A 13,710-nucleotide genomic window follows, 5' to 3' on the forward strand; every position below is an offset into this window, starting at 1 on the left:
ATCAGGGCGCCTCTGCTTTCCACCAGTTCTGCAGGATCCAAGTTTCAGCCATGTAATACGACGGGGGTTCTGGATAGCGCATTTCTTTTCTGAAGGCGATTCGATGTGTTGGGTTATACCATTGGGGTACGACAAGATAACTATTCCATAAGACTCGATCGAGTGCTCGACTCGCTGCTCGTAACTGCTCTCGGTTCTGGGCTTTAGTAATTTCTCCAACCAAGGCATCCACGACTGGCGACTGAATGCCGATGACATTATCCGAGCCCTTTTCTTTAGCGGCTTGGCTACCAAAGCGATCCCACAGCTCGTTACCTGGGCTTTGTGAGTCTGGAAAGCGAACCGTCGTCATATCAAAATCGTATTCGTTCATCCGCTTTTGATGGAGGGCGAAATCACTGGTTCTGACATCCACCTGAATTCCCAACTTCTCCAAATTACGGGTATAGGCAGAAATGACTCTCAGAAAGAAGCCGCCGTCTTCGACCATTTCAAAACGGAATGGCTCACCTTGAATATTTCTTAAAGCGCCATCACGATAAGTCCAGCCAGCATCTGCCAATAACTCACGCGCCTTTCGCAGGTTTTGACGCAAGCTGGCTGGTGCGGCAGTTGATGGCGCTGGCGGCATAGGACCAAATACAGCATCCGGTACCCAGCGGGGGTATTTTTCCTTCAGGGGTCTGAGTAACTTCAACTCCGCTTCGGTTGGTTTACGTGGCCCATCAAAATTGGCACTCAAATCACTGTTCGTGAAATAACTATTAATGCGACTGTATTGATCAAAAAAGAGTTGGCGGTTTAACCATTCAAAATCAAGCGCATAACCCAGAGCCTGACGGACGCGCACATCCTGAAAAATTGGCCGGCGCAAGTTCATCGCAAAGCCCTGCATGCCGGCACCATTGTGATTCAAGAAGGCTTTTTTCAATAAGCTGCCGTCATTAAATTTAGAGCCGACATAGCCTTTGGCCCAAATCTTAGCGCGGTACTCAACTAGGGCATCAAACTCACCCGCCTTGAATGCCTCGAGACGCACCGCATCATCACTGTATAACTTGTAAACAATCCGATCGAAGTTGTAAAAACCCACCCGCACATTCAGGGATTTATTTACATGATCCGCCCAGTAATCAGGATTGCGTTTGAAAGTAATCGACTTTCCTGCTTTATAAGATTCAATTAAATAAGGGCCGCTGCCAATCGGGGTCTCAAAGTCAAGTTGATCAAATGGAATGTAAGTACCATCCACCTTCTTGCCCCAGTTACGCGAAAAGATCGGCATGGTTCCGGCTAGAAGTGGCAGTTCGGGATTTTGGTTCCTGAAATCAAACCGCACTTCTCTTGGAGATAAGACCACTACCTGTTGAATATCCCCGAAAGTAGTCTTATAGCGAGGATGAGCCTGCCCACTCATCAACATATCAAAACTGTATTTAACATCTGCAGCCATGACTGGACTGCCATCTGAAAACTTTGCTTCAGGCCTCAGGCGAAATGTCACTGATTTACGATCGGCCGCAACAGCAATATCCTCTGCCAATAGGCCATAGATGCTGGCCACTTCATCTGCACTACCCTCAGCCAAAGATTCAAACATCAACTCGATACCAGGGGCGGTGACGCCTCTGAGGGTGAAAGGATTGAACTTATCAAAACTGCTTCTGGACCCCGGGTTGGGTAAGGTCAGCGTACCACCTCGAGGTGCATTGGGATTAACGTAATCAAAGTGGCTAAATCCATCGGCATACTTTGGTTTTCCATACTGCGCGATTCCCTGTGAGCCGTAACTTGGGATGCTAATGAGGCTGAGTAGCAGGACTAAACCCGCAATCAGGCGCTGAATGCAGAATGGGGGAAGGGATGAGTAAATCGGCATATATGTAACAATTGTAGATAGCAAACCACATTTGAAGCAAAGGACACTCTATGGGCTTTCTGACCGGCAAAAAAATCCTCATTACCGGCCTTCTTTCCAACCGCTCAATTGCCTATGGCATCGCTAAGGCGTGCCATCGCGAAGGGGCTGAATTAGCCTTCACCTACGTGGGTGAGCGTTTTAAAGACCGCATTGTCGATTTTGCTAAAGAATTCAATACCGATCTGATTTTTGACTGTGACGTCGGCAGCGATGAACAAATCACCGCACTCTTTAGGGATTTAGCCAAAACCTGGCCCCAATTTGATGGTTTTGTACATGCCATTGGTTTTGCTCCTCGCGAAGCCATTGCCGGTGATTTCTTGGACGGCTTGAGCCGCGAGGGCTTCAAAATTGCCCATGATATTTCTGCTTATAGTTTTCCAGCGATGGCTAAAGAAGCCATGCCCATGTTGCGTGACAAATCTGCTTTATTGACGCTGACTTATTTGGGCTCGATGCGCAATGTACCCAATTACAACACCATGGGCTTAGCCAAGGCATCTTTGGAGGCATCGGTTCGCTATCTGGCAGGTTCATTAGGCCCCAAAGGAATTCGTGTGAACGGTATTTCTGCAGGCCCAATCAAAACTTTGGCAGCCTCTGGCATCAAAGGCTTCGGCAAGATCTTAGAAGCAGTTGAGGCGACTGCACCCTTACGTCGTAATGTCACGATTGATGATGTTGGCAATAGCGCAGCCTTCCTCTTATCTGATTTAGCTAACGGCATTACTGCTGAAATCATTTACGTTGATAACGGCTTTAGCCAAGTGGTTGGCGGAATGGAAGACGCTTGAGTGTTCCGCTACGCGAAGCCCTGAAGTTTTGGGCTAAGCTAGGCTTCATTAGCTTTGGTGGTCCTGCAGGACAGATTGCAGTTTTGCATCAAGAGTTAGTTGAAAAGCGTCGTTGGATTTCTGAGCGGCGCTTTTTACATGCTTTGAACTACTGCATGCTTTTACCGGGACCTGAAGCACAACAATTGGTAACGTATATTGGTTGGCTGATGCATCGGGGCTGGGGCGGCTTATTAGCGGGTAGTTTATTTATTCTGCCCTCACTCGTGATTTTGATTGCTCTATCCTGGATCTACCTGACTTTTGGACAGATACCGTGGATAGCGGCTATCTTCTTTGGAATTAAGCCTGCAGTCACTGCAATTGTTATATTCTCCGCAGTTCGCATTGGCAAACGCACGATTCATAACCGCTTCTTGCAATTGATTGCACTGGGATCCTTTCTAGCGATCTTTCTTTTCAATATTTCTTTTCCCATCATCGTAGTGATTGCCGCCTTGATTGGTTGGTGGGCTAGCAAACGTTATCCAGAATATTTTCAAACGCAACAATCGCACGGGAGCAACTCAGAGCACTTTGGGCCAGCCATCATCGATGACAACACCCCAACTCCTGAGCATGCGAAATTTTCCTCCGGCAAGGCGATTCGACACAGCCTGCTCGCACTTTGTTTTTGGCTTTTACCCATCGGCTTACTTTGCGCTTTGGGTGGCTGGGAAAGCCTCTATCCTCAACTGGCTTATTTCTTTACCAAGGCTGCCTTTTTAACCTTTGGTGGGGCTTATGCTGTTTTGCCTTATGTTTATCAAGGTGCGGTTGAACATTATCAGTGGCTCAGCGCAGGACAAATGATCGACGGTCTCGCTTTGGGAGAAACAACTCCAGGTCCATTGATTATGGTCGTGGCATTTGTGGGTTATCTTGCGGGACATCTCACTCATCTGTCGAGTAATCTCAATCCCTTTTGGTTCGGCGCACTTGGTGCCGTGGTAGCCACTTGGTTTACTTTTCTGCCCTCCTTCTTTTTTATCGTAGTCGGCGGTCCACTTATTGAATCGACTCACGGTAAGCTGAGCTTGACCGCACCCTTGACTGCCATCACCGCAGCAGTTGTTGGTGTGATTGCTAATTTGGGAATATTTTTTGCCTACCATGTCTTTTTTCCTGCCGGCTTCAGCGGATCAATCTCTTGGGCTTCAATTGTGATTTGCGTGCTATCAGCCATTGCCTTATTCAAATACCAGCGCGGGGTAATTACCATCATTGCTGGAGCAGCTTTGGCGGGACTATTGAACTTCCTTGTTTCTTACTGGTAAACACCAATCTAGGAAACCCCTAAAGCTGGCACAATCACAGCTAGGTAAAAAAATAATTCAAGCTTGAAAACGGAGATCCCCATGAAGATTCACTCATCATTATTTAGCGGCTTGTTTGCACTAGTCGCAGCCACTTATGGCCTGATCGGAACGGCAATTGCCGCTGACGCTTACCCCAATAAACCCATTACTCTAGTAGTACCTTTCTCAGCAGGTGGACCAACTGATGCTGTTGCCCGCTTAATCGCAGTGCCTATGGGCAAAGAGCTTGGCCAAACGGTGATTGTTGAAAATACTGTGGGTGCTGGTGGCACGATTGCCTCTACTCGTGTGGCACGGGCGGCTCCAGATGGCTATATTCTGTATCTGCATCATATGGGTATGGCAACTGCACCAGCTTTGTACAAAAAGCTCCCCTTTGATCCCATGAAAGACTTTGAATATATTGGTCAAGTCGTTGATGTGCCAATGGTGCTCTTGGGTCGCAAAAACTTTCCAGCAAACAACTTTAAAGAGCTTGAGGCTTATATCAAGGTCAATAAAGAAAAGGTGACGATTGCTAACGCGGGACCCGGCTCAGTGTCTCAGTTATGTGGTCTTTTATTGATGTCTCGTGAAGGTGTGGAACTTACCACTGTGCCTTACAAGGGAACAGGCCCAGCCTTAACTGATCTGCTCGGTGGTCAAGTCGATTTATTGTGCGACCAGACCACTCAAACTGTTCCTTACATTAAAGACAATCTCGTCAAAGCCTATGGTGTTACAACCCTGAAACGCCTTCCAGGCCTGCCTAGCATTCCCACGCTTGACGAACAAGGTCTAAAAGGTTTTGAAGTCAAAGCATGGCATGGTCTCTATGCGCCAAAAGGCACTCCACCCGAAGTGCTTGCCAGAATTAATAAAGCACTCAAAGTGGCTCTCAATAATCCTGAGGTTAAGGCCCGCCTAGGCGAATCGAATATTGAAGTTGTCCCAATGAGCAAAGTGACTTCTGAGTCTCTCAAGACTCAACTAGACTCTGAAATTAATAAATGGGGTCCCGTCATTCGTAAAGCTGGAGCTTATGCAGATTAAATATCTGACTCGACTCCATTAGTGAAAAAGCCAGCGTGTTGCTGGCTTTTTTCTTGTGGCGAGATCTTATCCCGCTCTAAATAAGAATCCTGACTGCAAACGCTCGCGTCGCTTACGTCGGATAGCACTAATACAAGCAAATAAAGCCCAAATCATGAGGAAAGGATCCAATAAATAATCCCATAGGTTCGCAGACTCATGCCAATGAATCGACCACGCCAGAATCGCCAAGGCAATAATCAATGCGCCCTTAGTCCAGTTTGCGATTGCCAGGATGGCCGCAAATATCGACACGACCATCAAGAACCCAATACTCGCATAGCCCCACCCATAAGGATCAAACATTCCGACACCAAGCGCAAAGGGATAAAAACCGAATGCGATGACGACGATCGACACCTTAAACCCAATCGGCACAAAATGTGCTTCGGTATTTCTGGGATCAACGCGATCAAGCAACACACTCGACCAGAGCAAGAGCAAAGTGACCACACTGAGATCGCCAGTTATACCGCGGATATAGGCTGCTAGTGGCAATTGCATAAACATGCCGAGCGGCCAATAAAAAAGATTGGCAAATAGCAAGGCCAAGATCATTCGGGCTGCCACCGGTATTTGCGCCTCGAAGTTTCTTTGGATCGCCCAAACTATGAGCGCGGCACAAGTGATCGACATCTCGAGCAAGGCGATCGTCTGCATGATATTTTTCATTACTTAGCCTCCTCGCTGATTATGGACTTCGCTTGTGCGTTGCTATAAGCTTGCTGAATCCAGCCAGCATCAAAACGAATATGCCGAATCTTTTTTCGATCCCAGGTATAGACCAAGTCGACTTGAGAACCATTAGCAATGATGTAAGGATAAGAAAACTCTCGGCGCTGTTCTGGTGCCAAGGCTTCATCATCCTCGAGCACATCAATGATTTGCCATTGCGCAGCTGAATGATCTTGAGCCAGCATCACCAAACGATCGCGCCCCGATTCGAGGTCATTGGCTACGAGCACTCTTAAGCCACTGGGTAACAGCACTCCCGTAATGGCAGCATTAGGATTGACAATCGGAAGGTCGGCTTGAGCCTGCCAAGACTGGCCGGCATTTTGCGTTTCACTAACAGGGATTTGATGTGCTTGAGGGCCCCCTCGGGTCTGACGGAAGTAGGCATGGGCTTTTTCAGGACTATCGACCAACACGAGTGGTTGAATCGCGCTGCGACCCGAGCTCATCCGGCGCTTATCAATCACTTGATCACCATCGATTCGTAGTAACTCCCCAAACTTACCAATCCACTCGTGGTAAGCGGGTAAACCGAGGCGGTTATCTGTAAAAGAAATAGCGGGTGTTTTTACTAAGGTACTCAAGTTGGTAAACGGCGAAGTAATTAAGCGTTGTGGCTTACTCCACGTTAGCCCCTCATCAGCCGAACTCATGGTGGAGATTGAGCTACCCGCCCATCCCCCTATGGATACCGTAACAAAAAATAGTTGTAGCTGCCCGTCAGCCGCCCTAGCAGGAACAGGGTTACCCAATTTGGCAATATAGCGCGCCAAGGATTTTTCAGCAGTCATCCGATCGATCACTACCGTCGGCTCACCCCAAGTATTAGTGTGTGGGTCAAATACAGCACTGTTGATCACTACATCTGCTGCCCCCTCGCGGCTACCGGCAAACCAGAAGGCTCGCAATGCGCCATCTTTAAGGGTAATCAATGAAGCCGCATGAACTGAAGCTGCGCCAGTATCGGGCAGCCAATCTGATTTGGGCTGAACCACTACCGCTTTACTGTTGTGGCTAGATTCTGGGTCAACACTAACCAGCTCTTGTATCTGAAACGGCGCCCATGCAGGATGACTATCCAGATGCAAGAAACCGAGGACTGTTGCCAGCAATAAAAAACACAGTGCTACAACGCGCATCATCTACAAGCATCCTTAAGCAGTCCGCTGCTCAATTCATTACCAGGCTCAACACTTGGAACGATCGCCGGACCTGCGATTAAATATTCATTCACAAAAAGATACTCCCCAATATGACCCTTTAGTATCGCCTCAATCTCTTGCGGCGTTTGTCTTGCCCGCATTTCCATACGGCGGCCAATGATATTGCAAGAAGGGCAAGCTGCTAGCTTCTCTTCAATTGATGAGTTCAAAGGGGTTTGGACAGCCACCAATGGATATTGGCCTAGTAAGCCGGAGATGTCATTTGCCTGCTGAGATGGATAACCGTGCAACTGTGCCCCAGGTAATAGCAAGCGATACTCTTCGTCTTTGGCGCGATAGTCACAAGGAATCCAGACCGCTTTTTCCTGAACAGCTGCAATGGTCCGGGCGTCATAGCGACCCAATGCGCCTTCTAGTGGGGCAAGACTGCTATTGAGAGCGCAATAAGAGAGGAAGCAGACAGCCAATGTCAGTGACTTACACCATGGTGTTTTGATAAGGCCTAGCAATGCGCAAGTCACACTGATCGCCATCAAGATCCAATGCCAGAGGGAGTAATGCCAGATTGGATTTTCAGCTTGGAGATTAAAGCCTACCCACGTCAGAGCACCGAGGATGATCAACTGTAGAACCAAAGCAAACCGAAAGCCCCAAAAGGATAAGCGTTGCCAATGCAATGCAATCAATGCAGCAAAGGCTGGCATCACCGGCAATAGATAGCGTCCAGAGCGTTGGCTTGGTAGACTAAAGACAATCAAGAAGGCGGCAATCAAGAGTAGCAAGAGATTTTCTTCAATGGACAGAAAGCGCCGCTCACGCCAACATTGCCAGAGCGTGTTAACCAGGACGGCAATGAATAGACCAGCGTTGGCTAAAGTGGTCAGAATCAGCATCCAGACACTATCGCCACCTCGGAAGAGATCGAATAAGTAGTTAGAGCTTCTCGCCTGAAACTTGCCCGCGTTCTCACCCAAGACAAATTCTCTCCAAATTGCCTCAGGCGAAGGATCGAGCAAGAACCAAATAGCAAATACACCTAAGGCCACAATCACAATCAAGACCAACTTCAAGAGATCGCGGGTAGTGAATTTAGACAGACTCCACTCACGCCAGCGCCAGTAACAGAGAGTTAGGGCAAATGTGGCTGGTACGATATAGGCAAAAGATTTAGCGAGCAATGCCAGACCAAAACATAGGGCGGCAAATACCGGGAATAGCAAACGGGAGTCAAAGGCTGCCTTACCCCAATACAACAATCCCATAAAAGGAAGGGTTAAGAAAAAGACTTCTGCGGGATCGGTTAAGAAAGGTCGACCATAACGATAGCTTGAGAAAAAAGCTAGCCACACTAGAGCAGCCAATATTCCCGTCTTTGTTTGAGCGCTAAAACGTCGCACCGCTAAAAATAAACAGAAAGCGGTTAAGCCCGTATAAAGGAGATTGGGCCACCGAAGATTCCATAAAGTCCAATGACTTGCCCAAGAGGTACTAGCGATTCCCTGCCAAAACAGTAAGGGGGGTTTGGTATTTTTTAAGCCATCCATCTCGGACTGCAAAGGCAGCCAATGGCCAGAGTCCGCAGTCAGGCGCGCGATATGCATATAGGGATACTCGTCCCCATTCTTTGGAGCAAAGCGGCTATCTAATCCATAAAAATAGCTCACGACCGCTAATAACAGGATTAGAAGCGCGCTACGGATTGAGAAATTGCCTTGCATCCCGACAGTTTATCGGTTTTGATCGGGAGGGATAAAATGAATCCATGAATCAGAGAGACCTCAAGTGAAATCCCTCGCCTATAGCGTTTTACTATTTGTCAGCCTCAGCTCTTCTTGCTGGGCTCAAATCTCTACAGCCGATCAACTTGATCAACAGGGTTTGGCTGCTACTTGCGCCAATTGCCATGGTACGAATGGCAAGGGTGTACCCAATGCCAGCATTCCTTTAATTAGCCAATTGAGCAGCGAAGAATTACTGGCACAACTTTTAGCTTATAAATCAGGCACTAGGTCTGGCACGCTCATGCCTCAGTTAACCAAAGGCTATACCGATGCTCAACTAGAGAGCATTGCCAATCAACTTGGTCAGAAGCCATAAGAAGATGAATAATAGTCGCCGTCACTTTCTGGCTCATAGCGCCGCTGGCTTAAGCTTGCTGGGGGGATTCTCTTCTTTTGCCCAAGCCAGCTTAGGTAAAGCACAGATTTTAGTGATTGGTGGTGGCTTTGGTGGTGCAACGGCTGCTAAATATCTGCGCCTGTTTTCGAACAATACGGCCAATGTCATATTGATTGAACCTAATGCGAGCTTCTTGTCTTGCCCCATGTCGAATTTTGTTGTAGCAGGTATGCGTACGATGGCAGATATCACATCGCCCTATGAAGGCCTGACCAAGCATCATGGCATCAAACTTATTCGTGATAGCGTGAGTGCGATAGACCCTGATAAGAAGACCGTCAAACTGTCTTCAGGATCCGTTCTCAGCTATGACAAAGTCGTCCTTTCTCCCGGCATCAGTTTGATGATGAATTCTATTGAGGGTCTTGCCAAGGCCAATCAAGCAGGCGTGACATTACAAGCCTGGAAGGCCGGTCCTGAAACGCTGATGCTCTATAAACAATTAGCTGCTATGCGCGATGGTGGCGTGTTCGCTATCAGCATTCCTGAGGCGCCCTATCGCTGCCCTCCTGGACCATATGAACGAGCCAGCTTGGTTGCCAATTACTTAAAGCAACATAAACCGAAGTCTAAAGTACTGATTTTGGATGCCAATCAAGACATCACTTCAAAGGGAGCGCTCTTTAAAAAAGCTTGGGCAGAGCAATACTCTGGACTAATTGAATATTTTCCTTCACACAACGTTGCTGGCGTTGATGCTAAAACCAAAACACTCCGCTTCGAAGTGCAGGATGATGTGCGAGCCGATGTATTGAATGTTTTACCAGCCATGAGTGCTGGTGAAATTGCCATCAAGACGGGGCTAGCGAATGCGAATGGACGCTGGGTCAATGTTGACTTCCTCAATTTTGAAGCCACTGCAGCGAAGGACATTCATGTGCTGGGAGATGCTATCCAGACAGCGCCACTCATGCCAAAGTCAGGTCATATGGCCAATCAACATGCCAAAGTAGCCGCGGCAGCCATCATTGCACAACTGAACGATTGGCCAATCAATCCCGCGCCCGTTGTCAATAACACATGCTATAGCTTTGTGAATGAGCATGCCGCCGTTCATGTTGCCAGCGTTCATCAATACGATGCCCAAGCAAAAACCTTTAAATCAGTACCAGGCGCTGGCGGCCTCTCCTCAGAATCCTCTAATACAGAGGCAAGCTACGCTTGGGGCTGGGCTCACAATATCTGGGCAGACACCTTAGCGTAATTGAAATACGAAGGGCTGTAGAATCCCTTTATTGAGGTAAACATTCAATGGGGATCACGCTAGAACCATGAAATTTCGGGACTATTACGAAACACTCGGTGTTGCCCGTGGCGCAACTGAAGCAGAAATCAAGACTGCTTATCGCAAGCTTGCTCGCAAATATCACCCAGATGTCAATAAAGAGAAGGATGCTGAAGAGCGCTTCAAAGAGATTGGCGAGGCCTACTCCGTTCTCAAAGATACAGAAAAGCGGGCGGCCTACGATCAAATGGGTAGCAATTGGAAGCAAGGCCAAGACTTTAGTCCTCCCCCTAATTGGAATGCCGGTTTTGAATTTTCTGAGGATCCCAATGCTGGCTTCGGCGGATATGGCGGCGGCTACGACGGCGATCAAAGCGAATTCTTTGAATCTTTATTTGGTCGTGCAAGACACCGTCAAGGTGGTCGTGGTGGCAATGCTCGCCAAGGCATGCATTTCAAAGGGCAAGATCATCACGCAAAAATTCTGATTGATTTAGCTGATGCCTATAACGGGGCTAAGCGGACTATCTCTTTGCACATGCCAGTTCAAGATGCAGAAGGTCATGTCAGTACGCAAGAGCGTAAGCTAGACGTCAATATTCCGAAGGGGATTAAGGCTGGGCAGAATCTTCGTCTGGGTGGACAAGGTGGTGCTGGTATGGGCGAAGGTGGTGCCGGAGATCTCTATCTGGAAATTGAGTTTCACCCTAACCCACTTTACAAAGTAGATGGGAAAGATGTGTATCTCGATTTACCACTGGCTCCTTGGGAGGCAGCGTTAGGTACGAATGTGAACATTCCCACACCAGCTGGTAGCACTCTGGAATTAACCATACCCCCCAACACCAAGTCGGGCCGCAAGATGAGGCTGAAAGGAAAAGGAATCCCGAGCAAAGAGCCTGGTGACTTTTATGTAGTCCCGAATATTGTTTTACCCGAAGCACAAAGCGATATGCAAAAAGCAGCGTATCAAGAGCTTGAAAAAGCATTTGATTTCAAGCCCAGATCTCACTTGAAGGGATAAGCGATGAGCCAAACGAATATCACTTGGATTGAAAGCACTATCGTTGAGGATGAAGTCCATATGACGATCGTAGAACTGTCTCACGCAGCCAGCACGCCTGAGCAACTCATCATGGATTGGGTCTCGGAGGGCGTCCTCAGCCCAGCAGGTGCCAGCCCTCAAGACTGGCGCTTTAGTGGAGACTCTTTAAAGCGCGCCAAAACTGCTGCACGCCTCACACGGGATTTTGAAATCAATACTTCAGGTCTGGCACTGGCCTTAGACCTGATGGATCAAATTACTCAATTGCGTGCAGAGCTATTGCGCTTAGGCAAGCCTGCCTAAGATTCGGATTTAGCGAGTAGCAATTCCCAGCGTTGCATTTTTCGATCCAAGTCAGCATTAATCTCGCTCAAACGAGCTTGAAGGCTAGCTAATAACTCCGGCTCGTTCTGATATAACTCGGGCTTACTCATTGTGATGCCAATTTCTGCCTGGTCTTCCTCTAGTGCTTCAATTTGCAGGGGTAATTGCTCTAACTCTTGACGCTCTTTACCATTGAGTTTTTGAACTTTACTCTCGACTTTGATTGGCTTTACCTCCGTCTTGGGCTCTGGCTTAGCTTCTATTTTTGCAGGAGTCTTGCTGGCACGAATTTTGTCAGAGCGTGCCTTTTGAATCTTCCAGTCTTCATAACCACCCTCGTACTCACGCCAGAAGCCATCACCCTCATTGGCAATAATGCTCGTTACGACGTTATCCAGAAAATAACGGTCATGGCTTACTAAAAATACTGTACCTTTGTAATCTTGTAGGAGTTGCTCTAGCAAATCGAGTGTATCGATATCCAGGTCATTGGTTGGCTCATCGAGGACCAGGACATTGGCAGGTCTTGCAAATAAGCGGGCTAAGAGCAAACGATTACGTTCGCCACCCGATAAAGTACTCACAGGGGAATTGGTGCGTTCTGGTGCAAACAGAAAATCGCTCAAATAACTCTTGACGTGTTTTTTATTACCATTGATCTCAACCCACTCGCTGCCAGGACTAATGTAATCCTCTAAGGAGGCATTGAGATCAAGACCTTCACGCATTTGGTCAAAGTAGGCGATCTCAATACGGGTACCCATTGTGGCCGAACCCGAATCAGGCTGAATCGATCCTAAGATCAACTTGAGTAAAGTGGTCTTGCCAGCACCATTGGGGCCTAAGAGTCCCACCTTGTCACCACGCAAAATCGTCGCCGTGAAATCTTTCACGATTGGGCGATCGTAGGTTTTAGAAACATTCTGCAGATCAGCCACAATTTTGCCACTGCGATCACCTGCAGAGACAGCCAGCTTAACTTGACCAATGGCATCGCGACGCTCACTACGACTGGTGCGCAGTTGTTCTAGTCGAGCAATACGAGCGACGCTGCGGGTTCTTCTAGCCTCCACGCCCTTACGAATCCAGACCTCTTCTTGCGCTAGCAATTTATCAGCCCGAGCATTAGCGAGAGACTCTGCGCTTAACTCTTGATCCTTCAGTACTTCATAAGCAGAAAAATTACCGGGATAGGATCTGAGGATGCCCCGATCAAGCTCAACAATCTGAGTGCAAACGTTGTCCAAGAATGCGCGGTCATGGGTAATCAGAATCACTGAGCCCTGATACTCTTTCAGCAACTCTTCGAGCCAGGAAATCGAATCTAAATCCAAATGGTTAGTAGGCTCATCTAGCAACAAGACATCGGGCACTTCCACTAAAGCTCTGGCTAGAGCAACTCTTTTTTTGGTGCCACCAGACAGGGTATTGATTTTGGCTTCGGCATCGAGATGTAAGCGGTCTAGGGTTTCATGAACACGCTGTTCCCAATTCCAACCGCTAAGCGCTTCTAATTGAGACTGAACTTCGTCAAGGCGATGATGAGAAGCATCATCCCACTCACCTATGCTCAGTGCCTCATACTCTTCACGCAATGCTTTTGCTTGGGCTACTCCTTTAGAAACAGCTTCAAAGATGCTTTCATTTGCGTCAAAGAGTGGCTCTTGAGGAACATAAGCAATGCGAAGACCTTGCTGATATTGCAAAAGGCCATCATCAAGCTTTTCTATGCCAGCCAGAATCTTCAATAAAGAAGATTTGCCGGTACCATTGCGACCAATGAGGCCGACACGCTCACCAGATTCAAGAGAAAAAGCAGTATTTGCGAGTAGATCAACGTGGCCAAAAGCCAGTTTTGCATCAGTGAGTACGATTAGAGCCATGACAGCATTATCG

The 13,710-nt window shown here is 47.8% G+C and carries 12 protein-coding genes; 7 read left to right on the forward strand and 5 right to left on the reverse strand.

Annotation, left to right across the window (positions count from 1 at the left end; genetic code table 11):
- Window position 1 precedes the first annotated feature (1 nt).
- Window positions 2-1,879, reverse strand: coding sequence for an extracellular solute-binding protein (locus AOC06_RS06065; RefSeq protein WP_215379465.1), 1,878 nt, complete (start codon window positions 1,877-1,879; stop codon window positions 2-4).
- Window positions 1,880-1,929: 50 nt separating this feature from the next.
- Between AOC06_RS06065 and fabI the strand changes: the two genes are divergently transcribed.
- The 3 genes from fabI (at window position 1,930) to AOC06_RS06080 (ending at window position 5,105) form a co-directional block, all read left to right on the forward strand.
- Window positions 1,930-2,715, forward strand: coding sequence for an enoyl-ACP reductase FabI (gene fabI, locus AOC06_RS06070; RefSeq protein ID WP_215379467.1), 786 nt, complete (start codon window positions 1,930-1,932; stop codon window positions 2,713-2,715).
- On the forward strand, window positions 2,712-4,031 hold the full coding sequence (chrA, locus tag AOC06_RS06075) for a chromate efflux transporter (protein WP_215379469.1): 1,320 nt from the start codon (window positions 2,712-2,714) through the stop codon (window positions 4,029-4,031). The genes fabI and chrA overlap by 4 nt, the downstream gene beginning before the upstream one ends.
- Window positions 4,032-4,112: 81 nt before the next feature.
- Window positions 4,113-5,105 (forward strand): tripartite tricarboxylate transporter substrate-binding protein, encoded by a 993-nt coding sequence (locus AOC06_RS06080; protein ID WP_215379471.1) that lies wholly within the window; start codon window positions 4,113-4,115, stop codon window positions 5,103-5,105.
- A 66-nt stretch (window positions 5,106-5,171) separates the two neighbouring features.
- On the opposite strand, the gene AOC06_RS06085 is transcribed toward AOC06_RS06080, so the two are convergent.
- Genes AOC06_RS06085 through AOC06_RS06095 form a run of 3 tightly spaced genes read right to left on the reverse strand, consistent with a single transcriptional unit; the run spans window position 5,172 to window position 8,760 of the window.
- Window positions 5,172-5,816, reverse strand: coding sequence for a hypothetical protein (locus tag AOC06_RS06085; RefSeq protein WP_215379473.1), 645 nt, complete (start codon window positions 5,814-5,816; stop codon window positions 5,172-5,174).
- Window positions 5,816-7,021, reverse strand: coding sequence for a sialidase family protein (locus AOC06_RS06090; protein WP_215379474.1), 1,206 nt, complete (start codon window positions 7,019-7,021; stop codon window positions 5,816-5,818). The genes AOC06_RS06085 and AOC06_RS06090 overlap by 1 nt, the downstream gene beginning before the upstream one ends.
- Entirely contained in the window at window positions 7,018-8,760 is a 1,743-nt protein-coding gene (locus AOC06_RS06095) for an ArnT family glycosyltransferase (RefSeq protein ID WP_215379476.1), read from the reverse strand. The genes AOC06_RS06090 and AOC06_RS06095 overlap by 4 nt, the downstream gene beginning before the upstream one ends.
- Before the next feature lie 64 nt (window positions 8,761-8,824).
- Here AOC06_RS06095 and AOC06_RS06100 point away from each other — a divergent pair, with 64 nt between their 5' ends.
- The 4 genes from AOC06_RS06100 (at window position 8,825) to AOC06_RS06115 (ending at window position 11,793) form a co-directional block, all read left to right on the forward strand.
- Complete coding sequence (locus AOC06_RS06100; RefSeq protein ID WP_215379478.1) at window positions 8,825-9,139, forward strand: c-type cytochrome; 315 nt, start codon at window positions 8,825-8,827, stop codon at window positions 9,137-9,139.
- Window positions 9,140-9,143: 4 nt separating this feature from the next.
- Window positions 9,144-10,424: an NAD(P)/FAD-dependent oxidoreductase gene (locus AOC06_RS06105; protein WP_215379481.1), complete on the forward strand. Its 1,281-nt coding sequence runs from the start codon at window positions 9,144-9,146 to the stop codon at window positions 10,422-10,424.
- 67 nt (window positions 10,425-10,491) lie between these two features.
- Complete coding sequence (locus tag AOC06_RS06110; RefSeq protein ID WP_215351228.1) at window positions 10,492-11,469, forward strand: DnaJ C-terminal domain-containing protein; 978 nt, start codon at window positions 10,492-10,494, stop codon at window positions 11,467-11,469.
- A 3-nt stretch (window positions 11,470-11,472) separates the two neighbouring features.
- Window positions 11,473-11,793, forward strand: a complete 321-nt coding sequence (locus tag AOC06_RS06115; protein WP_215351231.1) for a chaperone modulator CbpM — start codon at window positions 11,473-11,475, stop codon at window positions 11,791-11,793.
- On the opposite strand, the gene AOC06_RS06120 is transcribed toward AOC06_RS06115, so the two are convergent.
- Window positions 11,790-13,697 carry an ATP-binding cassette domain-containing protein gene (locus AOC06_RS06120; protein WP_215379484.1) on the reverse strand — a complete coding sequence of 636 codons (1,908 nt, stop codon included), beginning with the start codon at window positions 13,695-13,697 and terminating at the stop codon, window positions 11,790-11,792. The two genes, AOC06_RS06115 and AOC06_RS06120, sit on opposite strands and share 4 nt — an antisense overlap.
- Window positions 13,698-13,710 lie beyond the last annotated feature (13 nt).

Source organism: Polynucleobacter paludilacus, from assembly GCF_018687595.1.
GTDB classification, from domain to species: domain Bacteria; phylum Pseudomonadota; class Gammaproteobacteria; order Burkholderiales; family Burkholderiaceae; genus Polynucleobacter; species Polynucleobacter paludilacus.

Coding starts and splice junctions, on each gene's coding strand:
- AOC06_RS06065 (WP_215379465.1), bottom strand. CDS start 1,879: ATGCCGATTTACTCATCCCTTCCCCCATTCTGCATTCAGCGCCTGATT.
- AOC06_RS06120 (WP_215379484.1), bottom strand. CDS start 13,697: ATGGCTCTAATCGTACTCACTGATGCAAAACTGGCTTTTGGCCACGTT.
- fabI (WP_215379467.1), top strand. CDS start 1,930: ATGGGCTTTCTGACCGGCAAAAAAATCCTCATTACCGGCCTTCTTTCC.
- AOC06_RS06090 (WP_215379474.1), bottom strand. CDS start 7,021: ATGATGCGCGTTGTAGCACTGTGTTTTTTATTGCTGGCAACAGTCCTC.
- AOC06_RS06095 (WP_215379476.1), bottom strand. CDS start 8,760: ATGCAAGGCAATTTCTCAATCCGTAGCGCGCTTCTAATCCTGTTATTA.
- AOC06_RS06105 (WP_215379481.1), top strand. CDS start 9,144: ATGAATAATAGTCGCCGTCACTTTCTGGCTCATAGCGCCGCTGGCTTA.
- AOC06_RS06080 (WP_215379471.1), top strand. CDS start 4,113: ATGAAGATTCACTCATCATTATTTAGCGGCTTGTTTGCACTAGTCGCA.
- AOC06_RS06115 (WP_215351231.1), top strand. CDS start 11,473: ATGAGCCAAACGAATATCACTTGGATTGAAAGCACTATCGTTGAGGAT.
- AOC06_RS06110 (WP_215351228.1), top strand. CDS start 10,492: ATGAAATTTCGGGACTATTACGAAACACTCGGTGTTGCCCGTGGCGCA.
- AOC06_RS06085 (WP_215379473.1), bottom strand. CDS start 5,816: ATGAAAAATATCATGCAGACGATCGCCTTGCTCGAGATGTCGATCACT.